This window comes from Sphingomonas sp. S2M10, assembly GCF_012650175.1.
Taxonomy (GTDB): Bacteria; Pseudomonadota; Alphaproteobacteria; order Sphingomonadales; family Sphingomonadaceae; genus Sphingomonas.
This window is the reverse complement of the sequence record NZ_JAAILI010000022.1, coordinates 69937-88102: the sequence shown is the minus strand read 5'-3', so window position 1 is coordinate 88102 and position 18166 is coordinate 69937. Positions and strand designations below refer to the sequence as shown.

Sequence of the window (18166 nt, the reverse complement as noted above, 5' to 3'; positions counted from 1 at the left end):
CACAGCATTGTCCTAGCCATAGTTTCGGGGCGCAAAAAGGGCAGGCCATCGCATCTGCACAACGTACAGCCTCAGCCGCGACCTTCCGGACAGGTTGAAGCCAGGCATCTCCCGGCCGAATGCTGCTGAGAAAGGTACGGTATGGACAGGCAGATCGTTATTTTCGGCGCCTCGGGTGGGATCGGTGGCGCACTTGTGGCGCGGCTGGCGGCGGATCCGTCCGTCGCACGTATCCATGCCGGCGGCCGCCGCCCCATTCCGGTAAGTCACGACAAGCTGGTGCCGTTCGCTTTCGATCTGCAGGATGAAGCGAGTATCGTCCGGGCGGCGTCGGCCATCGAAGGGACGGTCGACATGGTCTTGGTCGCCACCGGCATGCTGCATCGCAGCGGCGGGCCTGCGCCGGAAAAGGCGTTGCGCGCCGTCGACAGCGCCGCGATGGCGGAGCTGTTCGCCGTGAACGCGATTGGCCCGGCGCTCATCGCCAAGCACTTCGTGCCTCTCTTGCCCCGGGACCGCCGGAGCATCTTCGCGGCGTTGTCCGCCCGAGTAGGGTCGATCGCCGACAATCGGCTGGGCGGGTGGCACAGCTATCGCGCGTCCAAGGCCGCGCTGAATATGCTGCTCGTGAACCTCGCTATAGAATTGCGGCGCACCCATCCGGAGGCAATCGTGGCGGCGCTGCATCCTGGCACCGTCGATACCGGTCTTTCGGCGCCGTTCCAGCGCGGCGTGTCGCCGGAAAAGCTGTTTGGCTCCGATAAAAGTGCTGCATATCTGCTGGACGTACTGAACAGCCTTGCACCGGCGGACTCCGGCGGGCTGTTCGCCTGGAACGGCGCCCGCCTGCCTTATTGAGCCAGGCGCTCAGCCACCAGGCTGCGCAGGGGTAAACGGGCCTTCAGCCGGGCGGCGAGCAGGGCCATGCCACTGACCTTGCGCTGGACGAACAAGGTGTCGGCGGGCGGCACGTGCCACACGGCGCGATCCTCCACCATCTGCATACCCTCGCCGCGCACCGCCTGCAGGAAGCTGCGATCGCCGAAGTCGAAATCGTCGGCGCGATCGGTCTGTTCGAGGATCAGGCCGATCATGCGGTCGATCACCGCCGGATGGCGCGCCAGCGCGGCTTCGCTGAAGAAGCCCAGCTGCAGGGCAGCCCCGCGCACGCCATCGCGATCACCGCTCAGACCTGCTGCCAGCAATGTGCGGTAACCGGTTGCAACAGCATTAGACACCGGCATGGCTGCACCGAAATCCAGCAGCACCAGTCGGCCACTTTCGGGCTGGTAGCGGTAGTTGGCGAAATTGGGGTCGGTCTGGATGAAGGCGAAGGCGAAGAGCTCGCGCAGGACCAGATCGATCAGCGCGGTAGTAACGCGGTTTCTTTCGCTCTGGTCCGCGCTCTCCAGCGTCTCGATCGGCTTGGCTGCGATATAGTCCATCGCCAGCACGTTGGTCGTCGAAAGTTCGGGCACCGGTCGGGGCACCAGATAGCGATCGTCCCCGGCTAGATGGTCGGCATAGCGGGTCATCATCGCCGCCTCGCGGCCATAGTCGGCCTCGTCGTGCAGCTGGCGCTTGGCCTCGCCGAGCAGCGGCGCGATGTCGAGCCCCTTGGGCAGCAGTCCGGAGAGCCGAAGCAACGTCGCGACATTGTCGACATCCGCGTCGACGCTTTCGCGCACGCCCGGATATTGCACCTTGATCGCCAGCATCCGCCCGTCGGGCAGTCGCGCGCGGTGGACCTGACCGATCGACGCGGCCGCCATCGGATGCGCCTCGAATAATGCGAAGCGGCGGCGCCAGTCCGCGCCCCATTCGCGCGCCAGCACCTGCTGGAGCTGCGCAGGGGGCATGTGATGTGCGCGGTCGCGCAGCCGTGCGAGGATCTGGGTCAGCTCGTCGGGCAGCACGTCGCCGGCATCGAGCGAAATCATCTGCCCGAGCTTCATCGCCGCCCCGCGCAGCTGGGCGAGCTGTTCGGTGGCGCGGGCCACATTGCCGGGGGTAAGGACAAGGTCACGCAGCTGCGGCCGTTGGCCGGCGGCAAGCCGCTTGGCGCCCTCCGCCAGCACGTTGCCGGCAACGCCGCCGGCCAGCCGCCCCATCACGCCGAAGCGCGCGAGCCGACCCTTGGGAACCGCGCGCGAGCGGCCGTCATATTCCCTATCATCCGCCATGCCGTTCCCTTTCGCGCAACCAGCGCTGGAGTGTAGGCCGAACGCGCAGGAAGGCGCGATAGAGCCGATCCAGAAGCCAGGTCGCCCCCGGCAGCAGCGCAAGCAGCCCCAGCGGGCGCAGCAGCGGGATTGCCCGCCACATGGCCGCGAACGCCGCCGCGCCACTGTAGAATCTGCCCTGCGCATCGCTGACATGGAAGCGGGCGAGCAGGTCGGCGCGGTCCAGCGGGCAGCTGGCGGTATCGTCGCTGACGTCCACGAAGCGGAGCGCATCGCGCCTATCCAGCCGGCGCATCAATGCTATTTCCCGCGTGCACAAGGGGCAGCCGCCATCATACCAGACGGTAAGCGGCTCAGCCATTCCAGCGGTTCCCGGCTGGTACCAGCGCGTCGAGGAAGCGCCCGGAGTCGCTCCGGATCTCGGCCTTGCGCGCGTCGGTCATGCGGTCGAGGTTGCGGACGATCGGCCCCATCCGCTGGTTGCGGGCGAAGCGATCGCGGTGGCGAGCGACAAAGTCCCAGTAGAGATAGTTGAACGGGCAGGCGTCGGGCCCGGCTTTCAGCTTCACCTTGTAGCGGCAGCCTGCGCAGTAATCGGACATGCGATCGATATAGGCGCCGCTCGCCGCATAGGGCTTTGAGCCCATGATCCCGCCATCGGCGAACAGCGCCATGCCGATCGTGTTGGGCATTTCCACCCACTCATAGGCATCGGCATATACCGCCATGTACCAGATGTGGACCAGATAGGGATCGATCCCCGCCAGTAGCGCGAAATTGCCGGTCACCATCAGCCGCTGGATATGATGGGCATAGGCATGCGCGCGGGTCTGTTCCACCGCGTCGCGCATGCATGCCATGTCCGTTTCCGCGGTCCAGTAGAATTCGGGGAGCGGCCGGTGTGCCTCGAGCGCATTGGCATCGGCATAGCGCGGCATGTGCAGCCAGTAGATGCCGCGGACATATTCGCGCCAGCCGAGGATCTGGCGGATGAAGCCCTCGGCCGAGTTGATCGGCACGCGGCCGGCGCGCCATTCGGCCTCGGCACGGCGGCACAGGTCGAGCGGGTCGAGCAGGCCGATGTTCATGTAGAGCGCTAGGTGGGCATGGAACAGCACCGGCTCGCCGCGCCGCATCGCATCCTGATAGTCGCCGAAGCGGGGGAGGGCGTGCTGGAGGAAATGGTCGCGCGCCTTCTCCGCATCGGCGCGGGTGACGGCGAGCGCAAAGGGCTGCAGGTCGCCGAAATTGTCGGCGAAGCGGCGTTCGACCAGTTCCAGCACCTCGAGGGTAACCGCATCGGGCTCGAAGGCCGGGAGCGGCGGCGGCGTGGTGCCGGGCGGCGGGGTGCCGCGATTATCATGGTCGTAATTCCACTCGCCGCCGGCGGGCCGGTCGCCGTCCATCAGCAGGCGCGTGCGGCGGCGCATGTCGCGGTAGAAATACTCCATTCGCAGCTGGCGGCGGCCCTGCGCCCAGGCGCGGAAGCCGGCGGGGTCGATCAGGAAACGGGTGTCGGGGCGCAGGGTGAGACCGGGCACGCCTGAGAGTGCTTGACGGAGGCGCCACTCCCCCGGCTCGGTGCAGAGGATCTCCTCCACGTCGAGTTCCTCGAGAGCTCGCGCGATCTCACCGACGAGATTGCCGCGGTTTTCCGGATCGTCGAGCCGGGTGTAGCGGACCTGCCAGCCCTCGGCGCGCAGTTCCTCGGCAAAGTGGCGCATCGCCGCAAAGACGAAGGCGAGCTTCTTCTTGTGGTGCGGCACATAGCCCGCTTCCTCGGCGACTTCCGCCATCAGCACCACGTCCTCGGCCGGATCGGCGTCGGCAAGCGAGGACAGGCCAGCGCTGAGCTGGTCGCCGAGGATGAGGATCAGCTGCGCCATGCAAGGTCATGTGGGGCAGGGGAAGCGTGCGCACGCGATGTCTTTTCGGACAGGTTGAGCGCTGGCGGTGCGCGGGCGATCCCGACATCATGGAAAACCACGCCTCCCTCGCACCCGCTGCGCGCCTTCTCGGCTATGCCGGGTTGCTGCCGCTGACCGGTGCTGCCGCGGGGATGGTGCTGCTGCCGATGCACCGCGCCCCGCTGCTGGAGGCCGGGTTCGGCTATGCCGCGCTGATCTTCAGCTTTCTCGGCGGACTGTGGTGGGGGCAGGGCGTCGCGCGCGGCAAGGCGTCGCCCGAATTGTTCGCGGTGGCGGTGCTGCCGTCGCTGATCGCCTGGGGACTGATGTTGCTCCGGCTGTTCGGCTGGACCGTGCAGGACGTGCTGCCGGCGCTCGGGGCGGCGATCCTGCTCTCGCCGATCGTCGACCTGCGGCTCGCCCGCGCTCAGCCGTGCCTGCCGGGCTGGATCGCGCTGCGTCTCCAGCTTTCCACCGGCCTTGGCGCGCTGACCCTGGCGCTCGCGCTGCTCTGATCAGGCGGCGGCCGCCGCGCTGCCAATCATCGTGCCGAGATGGTGGCCGGACAGCCAGGCGAGTTCCACCCGAGGACCCCGCAGCCAATCGCCACACGCCCCAAGACGGAGCGTGCCGTTCCACAAGGCGCCCTTGTCCACTCCCGGCGTCATCGCGAAGCGCCAGCGATGCGCGGCGAGATAGCGAACCGGCGGCACCGCACCCTCGGCATGGGCAAGCAGCGCGTCGAGCAGCGCCTGCGCCACCGTATCGGCGGAGTCTTCGAGATGCGCGGTCGACCAGGAACCGTGGCCCTGCACCACCCAGGTCTCGCCGTCGCGGCGGCCCGGCTTGGCGCCGTCGCGCGCCGCCCAGCCGATGACCCCGTGCTGGCGGATGCTGTCCGCCGCGATCGGAACCCGGTCCTCGAACGCGATCATCGCCGTCCAGCAGGGCTGCGAGCGCGCGGCCATGGCATCGGCCGCCATCATCAGGTCGTGGGTGCCGAGGATCGCGGCCGCCTGCTCGGCGGGGAGCGCGATGATCGCCGCGTCGAACGGCCCATGCTGCTGTTCCTGCAGCCGCACGTGCCACCCCTGCGCATTGCGGGTCAGGCCGACGACATGGTGGCCGAAATGCACACGGTGGCCGGCGGCCATGTGCCGCACCGGCGCATTCATCGCTGGCGTGCCGACCCACGCATCCGGGCCCGCTTCGTGCCACGGGCTGGCGAGGCCCTGAGCCTGCCAGTCCTGCACCTGGCGGCGGAAGCGATCGTCGCGGACGGTGAAATATTGCGCGCCGTGATCGAACTGGAGCTGTTCGCCGTCGAGGTCAACCCGCCGCGTCGACATGCGGCCGCCCGGGCCGCGGCCCTTGTCGAACAGCGTAACCTGGTGCCCGGCGGCACGCAGCTGGTCGGCACAGGCCAGTCCGGCGATGCCGGCACCAAGGATCACCACGTCCATCGTCGCACGCCCGCTCAATAGCCCATCAGCGACATCAATTCGGCCCGGCTGCTGCGATCCTCGAGGAAGCAGCCCAGCATCCGGCTGGTCACCATGCCGACGCCGTGGGTCTTCACCCCGCGCCCGGTCATGCAGCCATGCTGTGCCTCGATCACCACGGCGACGCCGGCGGGCTTGAGGTGGGTCCAGATCGCCTGGGCGATCTCGGCGGTCAGTCGCTCCTGGATCTGCAGGCGGCGGGCATAGCCGTGCAGCACCCGGGCGAGCTTGGAAATGCCGACGACCCTGTCCTTGGGGAGATAGGCGATGGAGGCCTTGCCGGTGATCGGCGCGAGATGGTGTTCGCAATGCGACTGGAAAGGAATGTCCTTGAGCAGCACGATTTCATCATAGCCCGCTACTTCCTCGAACGTACGGGCGAGGTGCATTGCCGGATCCTCGTCATAGCCGGCGCAATATTCGCGCCAGGCCTTGGCATGTCGCAGCGGCGTATCGCGCAGGCCCTCGCGCTCCGGATCCTCGCCGACCCAGCGGAGCAGCGTGCGAACGGCTTCCTGCACGTCGTCCGGGACCAATTCGCCGCCTGTTTCGTTGTCGGCCCGCTCTATGTCGTTGCAGAAGAAGTTCATCGGGCCTACCTTTCGTTTCACCGGCAGCATTTGCGTGGCACGCCGGCATCGAGTGTCCTCCACATGAGGAGCCCGGGTGAAACCGGGAACATGGACAAAAGGGTATGCACCTGCGCAACCCCATAAGGATGCGGAAAGCCGACCAATGCCACTGACCGACATGATCGCCGGAAGCGCCGTTGCCGCGGTGCTGAGCAACCCTCGCCTACCCGATAATCCCATCATCGATTGCAACGATGCCTTCGTCACGCTGACCGGCTACCAACGCGACGAGATCATCGGCCGTAATTGTCGGTTCCTCGCCGGCGACAAGACCGAGCCCTGGCTTAGCGAGGCGCTGAGCGCTGGCGTGCGCGAGAAGCGCCCGGTGATGGTCGAGATCCTCAATTACAAGAAGGACGGTACGCCGTTCCGCAACGCGCTGCTCGTCGCGCCGATCTTCGGCGAGGACGGTGAGCTCGAATATTTCCTTGGCTCGCAAATGGAAGTCGAGGGGCCGAAGGAGGGAACTGCCCACCGCGCCACGATCGCACGCGACAAGATCGGCGCGCTCTCGCCGCGCCAGCGCGCCGTGCTGATCGCGATGGCGGCGGGCAAGCTCAACAAGCAGATCGCCTATGACCTCGGCTTGACCGAGCGGACGATCAAGATGCACCGTGCCGCCATGTTCCGCGCGCTGGGCGTGCGCACCGCGGCGGACGCGGTGCGGATGGCGATCGAAGCAGGCTATTGAACCGATAGAAAAAGGGGCGTCCGCGCGGGACGCCCCTGGTTCAACTGGCGGATCCGTTACTGCGCGTTGCCGTCGGGCATCTCGGCGCCGTTGTCCGGCGCGGCGTTGCCGATCATCGCCTCGGCCTCGGCATTCGCTCGATCCTCGGCGTCGTTCTGGTAGATCATCGCATTGGCTTCGGGCGCGACGTTGCCGCCATCGGCCACATTGCCTTCGCTGCCGCCGCATGCCGCCAGCGGCATCAGCAGCGCTGCCGCGGCCATCAGGCGAAGCTTGCTCATCCGGGTGCTCCCACTTTCAATCCGTTGCGCCGCCGAAAGGACTGCGCGTCAAGCCCGCTGCATGGGCCACGGCGACCAACGCGTCAAACGCAAATATGTCGCATCGCCGTGACTTGGCCATGTTTTCGCCCGAATTCGGGACGGGTGCCTACTCGCTCTTGTCGGCAGGAACGGGACCGATATCCTCGGGCGCGTTGGCGGCGATTGCCAGCATCGACGCCCAGGCGGCAACGTTCTGCCGCAGCTGCACAGGATCGATCTTGTCGAGGGTGTCGTCGGGCGTGTGGTGCAGGTCGAAATAGCGCAGTCCGTCCTGGTTGAGCCCGATCGTGCCGACGCCCAGGGCGAGGATGGGCTCGACGTCGGTGCCGCCATGCGCCTTGTCACGCCCACGCTCAATGCCAAGGGGATAGAGCGCGGTTTCGAGCCGGTCACCGATCGCCTTGGCGCCCTCGGGCAGGTTGGTTTCGAACTTCCAGACGCGGTCGGCGCCGAAATCGGATTCCATTGCCAGGACGTGGCGCTCCTTGGCATGCGCCTTGGCATAGGCCGCACCGCCGAAGCCGCCGACTTCCTCGGCGCCGAACCAGACGACGCGGATCGTGCGGCGCGGCTGGCCAAGCTTGGCGGCCTGGAGCGCGGCGGCGGTGGTGATCGCCACGCCCGCGCCGTCGTCGATCGCGCCGGTGCCGAGATCCCAGCTGTCGAGATGGCCGCCGACGACGATGATGCCCGCGCCGGGGTCGCTGCCGGGAATGTCGGCGATCACGTTGCCGGATTCGGCTTCGCCCTTGAATTGCGGGGTAATGCTGAGCCGCAGCTTCACCGGGCCGCGCTTCACGAGGCGCACCAGCTGCTCGGCATCGGGTACCGAGAGCGCGGCGGCGGCGATCGGCGAGACGCCCTTCGCCCAAGTGGTGACGCCGGTGTGCGGATTGCGGTGATGGTCGGTGCCGATGGAACGGATCAGGACCGCCGCCGCGCCCTTGGTCGCGGCGATGCTGGGACCCGCGCGGCGGACGGCGCCATAATAGCCGTATTGCGAGCCATCCTGGGTCGGCACCATCGCGTGATCGATAAACGCGATCTTGCCCTTGAGGCTGCCGTCGGCGGCTGCGCGGAGGTCGGCGAGCGAGGCGAAATAGACGACCTCCGATTCCAAGGGGCGCGGACCGGTCGAGCCCGAATAGCCGAGCGCGGCGATGGCGAGCTTCTGCGCCGATGCGCCGAGCACCTCGGCGGTCTCTACGCCGCGTACCCACACCGGCATCCGATAGGTCTCGATATGGACGTTCTGGAAGCCGAGCGCGGTGAGCTTCTTGACGCCCCAGGCACGGGCGCGCGCCTCCGCCTCGGTGGCGGCGAGCCGCTGGCCGACCTCGGTCGTCAGGCCTTCCACCACGTCCCAGGCGACATCGTCCTGCAAAGCAGCGTCACGCACTTTCGCCACCTGGGCGGCGGTCTGCGCGAAGGCGGGGACGGGAAAGGCGAGCGCGGCAGCGGCCGCAAGCAGGAGGCGCTTGGTCATGCTGCGGATGCTAACCAGCGGTGGAACGATTGCAATGGGGGATGAGCGGTTTGTAAAGCATGTTTCAGCCCCTTCTCCTTGGAGGAGGGGTTGGGGTGGAGGGATTCCAGAACGCCTGATGGTCTCGGTGAGACACAGCCCCACCCCAACCCCTCCCCTGAAGGGGAAGGGCTTAGAACCTCCGCCAACCCCCGCGTTGCCAACCCGCGCCCGCGTCGCTACATGCCACGCGTCTTTCCAGCATCCAGAATTCTCGCAACGGAGATCCGCCACCGTGGCTGCGCAGTACGCCTTCGTCATGAAGGACATGACCAAAACCTTCCCCGGCGCCCCCAAGCCGGTGCTCAACAACATCAACCTGCAATTCTACCAGGGCGCCAAGATCGGCATCGTCGGCCCAAACGGTGCGGGTAAGTCGACGCTCATGAAGATCATGGCGGGCATCGACAAGGATTTCGCCGGCGAGGCATGGCCGGGCGAGAACATCACCGTCGGCTATCTGCCGCAGGAGCCGCAGCTCGATCCCTCCAAGAACGTGCTCGAGAACGTCAAGGACGGTGCGCGCGAAGTGGCGGACATGGTCGATCGCTTCAACGCCATTTCGGCCGAGATGGGCGATCCCAAGGACGATACCGATTTCGACGCGCTGATGGAGGAGATGGGCGATCTCCAGGCCAAGATCGACGCGGTCGACGGCTGGAGCCTCGACAACCAGCTCGAGATCGCGATGGAAGCTTTGCGCTGCCCGCCGTCGGACTGGCCGGTCGAGAACCTCTCGGGCGGTGAAAAGCGCCGCATCGCGCTCACCCGGCTGCTGATCCAGAAGCCGTCGATCCTGCTGCTCGACGAGCCGACCAACCACCTCGACGCCGAAAGCGTCAACTGGCTGGAAAACCACCTCAAGGAATATGCCGGCGCGGTGCTGATGATCACCCACGACCGCTACTTCCTCGACAATGTCGTCGAATGGATCCTGGAGATCGATCGCGGCAAGTACTTCCCGTACGAAGGCAACTACTCGACCTATCTCGAGAAGAAGGCCAAGCGCCTCGAGCAGGAAGACCGCGAGGCCACCGGCCGCCAGAAGGCGATCAAGGACGAGCTCGAATGGATCCGGCAGGGCGCCAAGGCCCGCCAGACCAAGTCGAAGGCGCGTATCGCCAAGTTCGAGCAGCTGGTCGCCAGCCAGGAGAACCGCACGCCGGGCAAGGCTCAGATCGTCATCCAGGTGCCCGAGCGCCTGGGCGGCAAGGTGATCGAGGCCAAGAACATCTCCAAGGCGTACGGCGACAAGCTGCTGTTCGAGAACCTTTCGTTCATGCTGCCGCCGGGCGGCATCGTCGGCGTGATCGGGCCGAACGGCGCGGGCAAGTCGACGCTGTTCAAGATCATCACCGGCCAGGAAACCCCGGATTCGGGCGATATCGAGATCGGTTCGACCGTCCGCCTCGGCTATGTCGACCAGAGCCGCGACCACCTCGACGACAGCAAGAACGTCTGGGAGGAAATCTCGGACGGGCTCGACTATATGAAGATCAACGGCCACGACCAGTCGACGCGTGCCTATGTCGGCGCGTTCAACTTCAAGGGCCAGGACCAGCAGAAGAACGTCGGCAAGCTCTCCGGCGGTGAGCGCAACCGCGTCAACATCGCCAAGATGCTGAAGCGCGGCGGCAACGTGCTGCTGCTCGACGAGCCGACCAACGATCTTGACGTCGAAACGCTGGGCGCGCTGGAAGAGGCGATCGAGAATTTCGCGGGCTGCGCCGTGGTGATCAGCCACGATCGCTTCTTCCTCGATCGTCTCGCCACGCATATCCTGGCCTTCGAAGGCAACAGCCATGTCGAATGGTTCGAGGGCAATTTCGAAGCCTATGAGGAAGACAAGCGCCGTCGCCTGGGCGATGCCGCCGATCGTCCGACCGCGCTGGCCTACAAGAAACTGACGCGCTGATCGCAGATACGGCATGAGAAAGGGCCGCTTCGCCAGGTGCGAAGCGGCCCTTTTCTTCTGTGCGCCGGCGGTGCGCTCAGGCGGTGAACCGCTTGGTGAAGCCCTTGTGCGGCTTGTCCTCCGGGACCGCTTCGCCCTCGACGCGCTCCACCCGAGCAAGCGGCGGGCCCTCGCTGCACGCCTCGACGAACAGGCCGAGCGCGGTGTCTTTGCCCGCGGCCAGGATTTCCACCCGGCCATCGCGAAGATTGCGGACCCAGCCCGTCAGCCCCCCGCGCTGCGCGGTGCGCACCACCCAGTCGCGATAGCCGACCCCCTGTACCCGTCCCGAAACCAGGATTCGCTGCTGCGCCATACGCTCCCTTTACACGCCCCCGATCATCGGGGCCCGCGCCATCTGTAGCAGTCTGGGACAAATCGGAACGGGGCGCCGGCACGGTCCGCCGCAACTGGGGCAGACCCCGGCGCGTCAGGGATAGGTGATCGCCATCACTTCATATTCGCGCTCGCCCGCCGGCAAGGTTACGCGGCGCAGGTCACCGATGCGCGCGCCGCGCAAGGCCCGGGCGAGCGGCGCGTTCCAACCGACCAGCCCCTTGGCGGCATCCGCCTCGTCGTCGCCGACCAGGGTGAGCGTGCGGTGATTGTCGTCCTCGTCGGCGATGGTCACGCAGGCGCCGAAGAACACGCCGCCGCGATCTTCCTGGCGGGTGGGATCGACCACCTTGGCCGCCTTCATCCGCCGGGCGAGAAAGCCCAGCCGGCGATCGATTTCGCGCAGCCGCTTGCGGCCATAGATGTAATCGCCGTTCTCCGAGCGATCGCCATTGCCCGCCGCCCAGGAAATCGTCTCGACCAGCTTGGGGCGCTCCTGCCCGAACAGCTGGTCATATTCGGCCTTGAGCGCGGCATAGCCGGCGGGGGTGATATAGTTGGGGCGATCGTTCATGATCGGCCCGCGCTATCAGCCCGGCCGGCTCTTGCCCAGATACCAGCTGAGGTTCGCCGTCCCCCTGCTGCGCGCATAGGCGGGGTTCATCAGGTCATAGACCACGGCATTCTCCAGCACGCGCTGGACATAGTTCTTGGTCTCGAAGATCGGGATCTGCTCGATCCAGCGGATCATGTCGCCGCCGGGCAGGCGCGGATCGCCATAGGCGCGCAGCCACTTGTTCACATTGCCCGGGCCGGCATTGTACGCCGCCACCGCCAGCGGATAGCAGCCGCCATAATAGGTCAGCATTCGCTGGAAATAGCTGGAGCCGAGCTGGATGTTGTAATCGGTATCGGCGTTGAGCGCGCTTGCGTCATAGCCCATGCCGAGCTTGCCCGCGGTTTCGCGCGCGGTGCCGGGCATCAGCTGCATCAGCCCGCGCGCGCCGGCGCGGCTGACCGCGTCGCGGTTAAACTGGCTTTCCTGGCGCGCGATGGCGTGGATGATCGTCCAGTAATCGCGCTGGCCCTCTGGCACCTCCACCGACGGATAGCCGGCGGCGCTATAGTCCGACAGGCCGTTCTGGAGCGCGCTGCGGCCGACCATCACGCCCAGGTCAGGACGACCCAGCGTGCGGCTGAGATCGGCGGCGAGGAGATGGTCGTCCTCGGTCGTCGCGTCCTCGGCGATCTTGCGGAGGAACAGGCTCTGGTCGCTGCGATTGCCCATCTGGCCGAGCAACTGCGCGGCGCGGACGATCTCCTGGCGGTAAAAGGCCTGACGGGCACCGGGCGCGGCGGTCTTGCCGGCAAGGTCGCGCGGGCCGCGCAAGGCTTGCCCCATCCGCTCGACCGCGAGCTGGCCGTAGAACAGATCGGGGAAGCCGGCTGCGCTGGCATAATAGCTGCGCGCGCCGGACGCGTTGCCGGCAGCTTCGGCGGCGCGGCCCGCCCAGTACAGCCCCTTGGACTGGGTGCCCGGCGTCTTCGATCCGCGGCCATAGCGCGCGAACATGCCGACCGCGTCGTTCGGCCGCCCCAGATTGTAGAGCGCCACCGTACCGGCGAGCCAGGTGAGGCTGGTATAATCGTCGCGCACGCCGAGCGAGAGGTCGCTGACGTCGGTGCCCGCCGGGAAGGCGTCGTCGACCTGCGAGGCGATGCGATAGGCAAGGTCGTACTGCCCATCCGCCAGCGCGCCGCGTGCAGCCGAGAGCAGTACCTCGTACCACTTCTCCGGATCGCCGGGGAAACCCGCCATCCGTCGCGGCTGGGCGAGGTAGGATCGCATCAGCTGGGTCTGGCCGGTCTGCCCCAGCCAGCGCGCGCGATCGGCGATATAGCCATGGTCGGAGGCACCGCGCGGCTCGGCGAGCGTCGCCCTGGTCGCGGCATCGAAGGCGTTGGTGCGATAGGCGATCCGCGCGTCGAACACCGGGCGCAGCGCGGGCGAGGTATAGGCGAGCTGCCGCGTCGCGATGCTGGTCGCGCCCTGCCAGAGCAGCATGTCCTCGCGCGCGTCATGATCGGCGGGGCGGAGCGCGGCGCCGAACCCGGCGAGCAGCGCGCTTTCGTCGCTGGTCCGCAGGATGCCTGCGCGCCATGCGCGCCGCGCCTGGTCCTCGGCTTCGGCACGCCGCCCGGAGGCGGCGAGCGCCTCGGCATAGCGCAGCCGACCGGCGGGGGTGATCGGCGGGAAGCGGGTGAAGAAGCGGACGGTAAGGTCCGGCATGGTCGCGCCGCTGTCGAGGATCGTCTCGGCGGCCGCGCGCCGGCTCTTCTCGCCGGGCCAGCCGGGATGGGCGAGGAGGAAATTGGCGTAGTCGGTGAACGGATAATTGTCCGACTGCTGCAGCCGCTTCCATTCAACCAGCGCCGTGCTCACCGGATCGAACTGGGCCTGGGCCTGCGGCACGAAACCGCCCGCCAGAGCCGCCAGCATCGCAGGGGTTACCTGCGAGGAAGCGGCCAGTCCCGAAACACCGGCGAACAGCAACGCGCCCTTGAGTATCGTACCGACCATGCTGGACATGATAGGAGATCCGCCCGTATCTGCCACCCCGTTTATAGCGAAAAGAGGATGATTCCGCGCGATGTTTTCTGGATCGATCCCCGCGCTGGTGACGCCGTTCCGCAACGGTGCGTTCGCGGAGGAGGATTTCCGCGCGCTCGTCGAATGGCAGATCGGCGAAGGCTCGTCGGCGCTGGTGCCCTGCGGCACCACCGGCGAAGCCGCGACCATGCCCAAGGACGAGCATTTCCACATCGTGCGGGTCTGTGCCGATCAGGCGAAAGGCCGGGTGAAGATCCTCGCCGGTGCGGGCTCGAATGACACCAAGGCGGCGATCGACAATGTCCATGCCGCCAAGGATGCGGGCGCCGACGCCGCGCTGATGGTGCCGCCTTATTACAATCGACCCAGCCAGGAAGGCATCTTCCGCCACTTCGCCGCGGTGGCCGAGGCAACCGACCTGCCGATCGTGCTGTATAACGTCCCCGGTCGTACCGTGACCGACATCCAGCCCGCCACCATGGCGCGGATCGTGAAGGCCTTCCCGCAAACCTTTGTGGGCTTGAAGGACGCGACCGGCAGCCTCAGCCGCGTGTCGGAACAGCGCGCGGGCTGCGGCACGGGCTTCGTCCAGCTTTCGGGCAATGACGAGACGGCGCTGGCGTTCAACGCGATGGGCGGGGTGGGCTGCGTCTCCGTGACGGCCAATGTCGCACCGAAGCTGTGCGCCGACTTCCAGGCGGCCTGGGCGGCGGGCGACACTGCCAAGGCGCTGGAACTCCACGACAAGCTCTACCCGCTGCACATCGCGATGTTCACCGATGCATCGCCGGGGCCGGTGAAGTACGCGATGGGCCGGGTCCGCCCGGGCTTCCCGCAGGACCTGCGTTTGCCGATGACCGAAGCGGGCGAGACGAGTCGCAAGGCGGTCGACGCTGGGCTCGAATTCGCCGGCCTGCGCTGAGGAACGGATCGGAGCGCCAACAAACGTCTGGCGCTCCGGCTTCGCCGTCCCTACATCGCGCGGTCTTATGGCCCGTCCGCGTCCCGCTACTTTCGACAAAGTGAAGACCGTCGCCGAAAACCGGCGCGCCCGCTTCGACTATTTCATCGAGCAGACCTACGAAGCCGGGCTGGTGCTGACCGGTACCGAGGTGAAGTCGCTGCGCTTCGGCGAGGGCTCGATCGCCGAGGCCTATGCCGAGATCAAGAACGAGGCGGTATGGCTGGTCAACGCCAATATCCCTGAATTCAGCCATGGCAATCGCTTCAACCACGAGGCCAAGCGCCCGCGTAAATTGCTCCTTCACGAGCGCGAGATAAACAAGCTGCACGGCGCCGTTGCCCGCGAGGGGATGACGCTGGTCCCGCTGTCGGTCTATTTCAACGGCAAGGGGCGTGCGAAGGTGGAGCTGGCGCTGGCGAAGGGCAAGAAGACGCATGACAAGCGCGAGACCATCAAGGAACGCGACTGGAAGCGCGAGCAGTCCCGCATCCTGCGCGACCGCGGCTGAGATGATCCCGCCGGGCCGCCTGCGCCGCCTGGCCGACAAGGCGGTGCCCAGCCGCGAATCGATCGAGACCAATCGCTGGCTGAAGCCGGTGGCCGGGCGGGTGATGCACAGCGCGCTGTGGCGCTTTACCCGCCGATCGGTGCCGCGGGGCGTGGCGCTGGGGATGCTGACCGGCATCCTTGTGCCGATGGGGCAGATTCCGGCTTCCGCCGTTCTTGCCTTGCCGCTCCGCGCGAACATTCCCGCTGCAGCGGCAACGACCTTCCTGACCAACCCCTTCACCACACCGCCGCTCTGGGTCGCAGCCTATTGGCTCGGCAGCTGGATGCTCGGTCCGCGCCTTTCGGCGGGAGTTTTGGCCGGAGACACACCCGGCTGGCTCGATTGGCTGCTTCATCGGGGCGGGCCGGCATTGCTGACCGGGCTGGTCACCCTCGCGGTGGTGCTCGCCATTCTTGGTTATTTCGCCAGCGCGCTCCTGTGGCGCTGGTGGATCGTCCGCAAACGTCGGCGGCGGCTGCAGCTTCGCCGCGCCGCGCATCCAGCCGCAATCGTTCCGCGTTCGAGATGACGCGATCCGCGCTTGACGCTGGAGCGGTGACGGAACATCGGTGACCGATGGCAAGTCTGCCCGACGCCGAGCTGCCCAAGCCTTCGCTGCTGCTGCCTCTCGTGGCGGTGGTCGTAACCGGCGTCGCCGCTGCCGCCGCGATCCTGTTCAGCCTGAACGATCGCGCGATTGCCGCGGGATTTCTGGGAGCGGCGTTGCTCGCGGCCGGGGTGATGCTGGCGATCGGCCGGTTGTTTCGATCGCCCAGCACCAGCATCGAGCGCTACACCGATTGGGCAATTGCGCATGCGCTGGCCTCCGCCAGCGACGATGCTTTGGCGGTCACCGATCGCAGCGGCCGGCTGGTCTGCGCCAATCCGCGCTATGAGGCATTGTTCGGCGGCTGGCCGACGCCGCCCAATCTGCCGATCGGGGAGGACGGAGAGCGCGCGCTGGGTGCCTGCGCCCGGGCCGCCTGGCGGGACGGCGAGAGCCGGTGCAGCGACGTTCAGGTGTTCGGCGCCCAGGTGGCGGTGCGGGTGGTCCGGGTCGGCGACGAATCGCTGGTGTGGCGCTTCATCGGGATCCACGCGCTGGATCTGGCCGTGCAGGTCCAGGGGCTGCTGGCCGGACCGACCGGCGACCGCCTGGGCGGGGCGGGGGTGATGGTGGTGCTGGTCGCGCCGGATGGTCGCATCCGATCGGCCAACCGCGTCTTCCGCCACCGCGCGATGGGGAATGCCGATGCCATCGTCGATGGGCGCGACTTCGCCGGCATGCTGATCACCGATTCGATGGGGCAGGTGCGCTTCGAGCGGGAGGGGATCGAGGGCACGCCGCTGCGGGTGCTGCAGATCCCGTTCCTCGAAGGCGACGAGGCGCCGCTGCTGGTCGCGTTGCTCGACGAGGAGCCGGTGGTGCTCGCCAGTCCGGCGCTGGCCGGCAGCGCCTCCGCGCATGTTCATTCGCTGATCTCGCTGCTGCCCACCGGGCTGGCGCTGATCGACCGGGACGGCCGGTTCCTGATGATGAACGACGCGTTCGTCCGCACCGCGCGCGTCCATCCCGCCGCCCCGCCGCTCTATCCTGGCGACCTGGTGGTGCGCGAGGACAAGGCGACGCTGGCGGACGCGGTGCGGCGCTTTGCGGGCGGCGCGCCCCAGTCGCTGGAGATCACCGTCCGGCTGAAGGACGCCTCCGAGGAGCCGGTGGCGATCACCATCGCGGGCGCGCGCGGCCTGGGTGACGCCGCCGTGCTGCTCAGCCTGCGGGACTCGGGCGAGGAGGGCAAGCTCAAGCGTCAGATCGCGCAGGCAACCAAGATGCAGGCGGTGGGCCAGCTCGCCGGCGGCGTCGCCCACGACTTCAATAACATCCTGACCGCGATCATCGGTCACTGCGACCTGATGCTGATGCGCCACTCGCCCGGCGACAGCGATTATGACGACATCCAGCAGATCCGCGCCAATTCGAACCGCGCCGCCAGCCTGACGCGCCAGCTGCTCGCCTTCTCGCGTCAGCAGACGCTGCGGCCGCAGGTGCTGCAGCTGCCGGACATCATTTCCGAAGTCTCGAACCTGCTGAAGCGTCTGCTCGGCGAGACCGTGTCGCTCGATGTCAAGCATGGCCGCAACCTGGGCCCGGTGCGCGCGGATCCGGGACAGCTCGAGCAGGTCGTGGTCAATCTCGCGGTGAATGCCCGCGATTCGATGCTCAGCAAGAACCCGAGCGGCGGGGGATCGCTGACCATCGAGACCCTGGCGGTGTCCTCCGCCGATGTGCGACGGATGGACGACGATGTGCTGCCGGTGGGCGACTATACGGCGCTGCGCATCTCGGATACCGGAACCGGCATTCCGCCGGAAATCCTGCCCAAGATCTGGGAGCCCTTCTTCACCACCAAGGAAGTAGGCAAGGGTACGGGCCTGGGCCTGTCGACCGTATACGGCATCATCAAGCAGTCGGGCGGCTATATCTTTGCCGAGAATAATCCCGGCGGCGGCGCGGCCTTCACCATCTATCTGCCGGTTCACACCGCACCCGAGGCCGCCGTCGCCAAGCTGCCGGTCACCAAGGAGAAACCCGCCGATCTTTGGGGTACCGGCACCATCCTGGTGGTCGAGGACGAGGACATGGTCCGCGCCATTGCCGAGCGCGCGCTGACCCGCCAGGGCTATTCGGTGGTCACCGCCGAAAATGGTGAAGTCGCGCTCGAAACGATTGAGACGATGGAGAAGCCGGACCTGCTCGTCTCCGATGTCGTGATGCCGGTGCTGGATGGGCCCAGCATGGCGCGCAAGGTGCGAGAGCGCTGGCCGGACCTGCCGATCCTGTTCATGTCCGGCTATGCCGAGGAACAATTGCGGCGTTCGATCGATCTCGACAATGTCGCCTTTCTGCCTAAACCCTTTTCCGTGCAACAACTTGCAGAAGCGGTTCAGGAGATCCTGGTGACCAAATAAGTGCTTGGCACGTAATCA

Annotated in this window: 18 protein-coding genes; 8 read left to right on the top strand and 10 right to left on the bottom strand. The window is 66.9% G+C overall.

What is annotated here, in order from left to right; genetic code table 11:
- Nucleotides 1-141: 141 nt before the first annotated feature.
- Nucleotides 142-858, top strand: coding sequence for an SDR family NAD(P)-dependent oxidoreductase (locus S2M10_RS06425; protein ID WP_168845368.1), 717 nt, complete (start codon nt 142-144; stop codon nt 856-858).
- Here S2M10_RS06425 and S2M10_RS06420 read toward each other — a convergent pair.
- Genes S2M10_RS06420 through S2M10_RS06410 form a run of 3 tightly spaced genes read right to left on the bottom strand, consistent with a single transcriptional unit; the run spans nt 852 to nt 4069 of the window.
- Nucleotides 852-2183 (bottom strand): AarF/ABC1/UbiB kinase family protein, encoded by a 1332-nt coding sequence (locus S2M10_RS06420; RefSeq protein ID WP_168845367.1) that lies wholly within the window; start codon nt 2181-2183, stop codon nt 852-854. The two genes, S2M10_RS06425 and S2M10_RS06420, sit on opposite strands and share 7 nt — an antisense overlap.
- A complete protein-coding gene (locus S2M10_RS06415) occupies nt 2173-2544 on the bottom strand; it encodes a DCC1-like thiol-disulfide oxidoreductase family protein (RefSeq protein ID WP_168845366.1) in 372 nt (123 codons plus the stop codon). Before S2M10_RS06415 ends, S2M10_RS06420 begins: the two co-directional genes overlap by 11 nt.
- Nucleotides 2537-4069 (bottom strand): cryptochrome/photolyase family protein, encoded by a 1533-nt coding sequence (locus S2M10_RS06410; protein ID WP_168845365.1) that lies wholly within the window; start codon nt 4067-4069, stop codon nt 2537-2539. The genes S2M10_RS06415 and S2M10_RS06410 overlap by 8 nt, the downstream gene beginning before the upstream one ends.
- Before the next feature lie 89 nt (nt 4070-4158).
- Here S2M10_RS06410 and S2M10_RS06405 point away from each other — a divergent pair, with 89 nt between their 5' ends.
- Complete coding sequence (locus tag S2M10_RS06405; protein WP_168845364.1) at nt 4159-4605, top strand: DUF3429 domain-containing protein; 447 nt, start codon at nt 4159-4161, stop codon at nt 4603-4605.
- Here the strand turns inward: S2M10_RS06405 and S2M10_RS06400 are convergent, their stop codons facing one another.
- A complete protein-coding gene (locus tag S2M10_RS06400) occupies nt 4606-5553 on the bottom strand; it encodes an FAD-dependent oxidoreductase (protein ID WP_168845363.1) in 948 nt (315 codons plus the stop codon).
- A gap of 14 nt (nt 5554-5567) precedes the next feature.
- On the bottom strand, nt 5568-6182 hold the full coding sequence (folE, locus tag S2M10_RS06395) for a GTP cyclohydrolase I FolE (RefSeq protein WP_168845362.1): 615 nt from the start codon (nt 6180-6182) through the stop codon (nt 5568-5570).
- Nucleotides 6183-6327: 145 nt separating this feature from the next.
- On the opposite strand from folE, the gene S2M10_RS06390 reads away from it, so the two are divergent.
- Complete coding sequence (locus tag S2M10_RS06390; protein WP_168845361.1) at nt 6328-6915, top strand: PAS domain-containing protein; 588 nt, start codon at nt 6328-6330, stop codon at nt 6913-6915.
- 56 nt (nt 6916-6971) lie between these two features.
- Here S2M10_RS06390 and S2M10_RS06385 read toward each other — a convergent pair whose 3' ends face one another.
- Together S2M10_RS06385 and S2M10_RS06380 are read right to left on the bottom strand one after the other, a co-directional pair.
- Entirely contained in the window at nt 6972-7196 is a 225-nt protein-coding gene (locus S2M10_RS06385) for a hypothetical protein (RefSeq protein WP_168845360.1), read from the bottom strand.
- A gap of 148 nt (nt 7197-7344) precedes the next feature.
- Nucleotides 7345-8724: a M20/M25/M40 family metallo-hydrolase gene (locus S2M10_RS06380; protein WP_168845359.1), complete on the bottom strand. Its 1380-nt coding sequence runs from the start codon at nt 8722-8724 to the stop codon at nt 7345-7347.
- Nucleotides 8725-8998: 274 nt separating this feature from the next.
- Between S2M10_RS06380 and ettA the strand changes: the two genes are divergently transcribed.
- Entirely contained in the window at nt 8999-10678 is a 1680-nt protein-coding gene (gene ettA, locus S2M10_RS06375) for an energy-dependent translational throttle protein EttA (protein WP_168845358.1), read from the top strand.
- Nucleotides 10679-10754: 76 nt separating this feature from the next.
- On the opposite strand, the gene S2M10_RS06370 is transcribed toward ettA, so the two are convergent.
- The 3 genes from S2M10_RS06370 to S2M10_RS06360 form a co-directional block, all read right to left on the bottom strand.
- Nucleotides 10755-11033: an acylphosphatase gene (locus tag S2M10_RS06370; protein ID WP_168845357.1), complete on the bottom strand. Its 279-nt coding sequence runs from the start codon at nt 11031-11033 to the stop codon at nt 10755-10757.
- Between the two features lie 114 nt (nt 11034-11147).
- On the bottom strand, nt 11148-11627 hold the full coding sequence (gene greB / locus S2M10_RS06365; RefSeq protein WP_168845356.1) for a transcription elongation factor GreB: 480 nt from the start codon (nt 11625-11627) through the stop codon (nt 11148-11150).
- 15 nt (nt 11628-11642) lie between these two features.
- The gene (locus S2M10_RS06360) at nt 11643-13634 is read right to left on the bottom strand and encodes a lytic transglycosylase domain-containing protein (RefSeq protein WP_168845441.1); all 1992 of its coding nucleotides are present in this window, start codon (nt 13632-13634) and stop codon (nt 11643-11645) included.
- A 70-nt stretch (nt 13635-13704) separates the two neighbouring features.
- Between S2M10_RS06360 and dapA the strand changes: the two genes are divergently transcribed.
- The 4 genes from dapA (at nt 13705) to S2M10_RS06340 (ending at nt 18148) form a co-directional block, all read left to right on the top strand.
- A complete protein-coding gene (dapA, locus tag S2M10_RS06355; RefSeq protein ID WP_168845355.1) occupies nt 13705-14586 on the top strand; it encodes a 4-hydroxy-tetrahydrodipicolinate synthase in 882 nt (293 codons plus the stop codon).
- Nucleotides 14587-14653: 67 nt separating this feature from the next.
- The gene (gene smpB, locus S2M10_RS06350; RefSeq protein ID WP_168845354.1) at nt 14654-15136 is read left to right on the top strand and encodes an SsrA-binding protein SmpB; all 483 of its coding nucleotides are present in this window, start codon (nt 14654-14656) and stop codon (nt 15134-15136) included.
- Between the two features lies 1 nt (nt 15137).
- Nucleotides 15138-15707: a DUF2062 domain-containing protein gene (locus S2M10_RS06345; RefSeq protein WP_168845353.1), complete on the top strand. Its 570-nt coding sequence runs from the start codon at nt 15138-15140 to the stop codon at nt 15705-15707.
- A gap of 47 nt (nt 15708-15754) precedes the next feature.
- The gene (locus S2M10_RS06340) at nt 15755-18148 is read left to right on the top strand and encodes a response regulator (protein WP_168845352.1); all 2394 of its coding nucleotides are present in this window, start codon (nt 15755-15757) and stop codon (nt 18146-18148) included.
- Nucleotides 18149-18166: the final 18 nt, after the last annotated feature.

Bases quoted from the DNA above. Each gene is read 5' to 3' on its own strand.
- S2M10_RS06405 (WP_168845364.1), top strand. From the start codon at position 4,159: ATGGAAAACCACGCCTCCCTCGCACCCGCTGCGCGCCTTCTCGGCTAT.
- S2M10_RS06400 (WP_168845363.1), bottom strand. From the start codon at position 5,553: ATGGACGTGGTGATCCTTGGTGCCGGCATCGCCGGACTGGCCTGTGCC.
- folE (WP_168845362.1), bottom strand. From the start codon at position 6,182: ATGAACTTCTTCTGCAACGACATAGAGCGGGCCGACAACGAAACAGGC.
- S2M10_RS06420 (WP_168845367.1), bottom strand. From the start codon at position 2,183: ATGGCGGATGATAGGGAATATGACGGCCGCTCGCGCGCGGTTCCCAAG.
- S2M10_RS06425 (WP_168845368.1), top strand. From the start codon at position 142: ATGGACAGGCAGATCGTTATTTTCGGCGCCTCGGGTGGGATCGGTGGC.
- S2M10_RS06370 (WP_168845357.1), bottom strand. From the start codon at position 11,033: ATGGCGCAGCAGCGAATCCTGGTTTCGGGACGGGTACAGGGGGTCGGC.
- S2M10_RS06415 (WP_168845366.1), bottom strand. From the start codon at position 2,544: ATGGCTGAGCCGCTTACCGTCTGGTATGATGGCGGCTGCCCCTTGTGC.
- S2M10_RS06385 (WP_168845360.1), bottom strand. From the start codon at position 7,196: ATGAGCAAGCTTCGCCTGATGGCCGCGGCAGCGCTGCTGATGCCGCTG.
- S2M10_RS06340 (WP_168845352.1), top strand. From the start codon at position 15,755: ATGGCAAGTCTGCCCGACGCCGAGCTGCCCAAGCCTTCGCTGCTGCTG.
- dapA (WP_168845355.1), top strand. From the start codon at position 13,705: ATGTTTTCTGGATCGATCCCCGCGCTGGTGACGCCGTTCCGCAACGGT.
- greB (WP_168845356.1), bottom strand. From the start codon at position 11,627: ATGAACGATCGCCCCAACTATATCACCCCCGCCGGCTATGCCGCGCTC.
- S2M10_RS06390 (WP_168845361.1), top strand. From the start codon at position 6,328: ATGCCACTGACCGACATGATCGCCGGAAGCGCCGTTGCCGCGGTGCTG.
- S2M10_RS06380 (WP_168845359.1), bottom strand. From the start codon at position 8,724: ATGACCAAGCGCCTCCTGCTTGCGGCCGCTGCCGCGCTCGCCTTTCCC.
- S2M10_RS06345 (WP_168845353.1), top strand. From the start codon at position 15,138: ATGATCCCGCCGGGCCGCCTGCGCCGCCTGGCCGACAAGGCGGTGCCC.
- S2M10_RS06410 (WP_168845365.1), bottom strand. From the start codon at position 4,069: ATGGCGCAGCTGATCCTCATCCTCGGCGACCAGCTCAGCGCTGGCCTG.
- smpB (WP_168845354.1), top strand. From the start codon at position 14,654: ATGGCCCGTCCGCGTCCCGCTACTTTCGACAAAGTGAAGACCGTCGCC.
- S2M10_RS06360 (WP_168845441.1), bottom strand. From the start codon at position 13,634: ATGGTCGGTACGATACTCAAGGGCGCGTTGCTGTTCGCCGGTGTTTCG.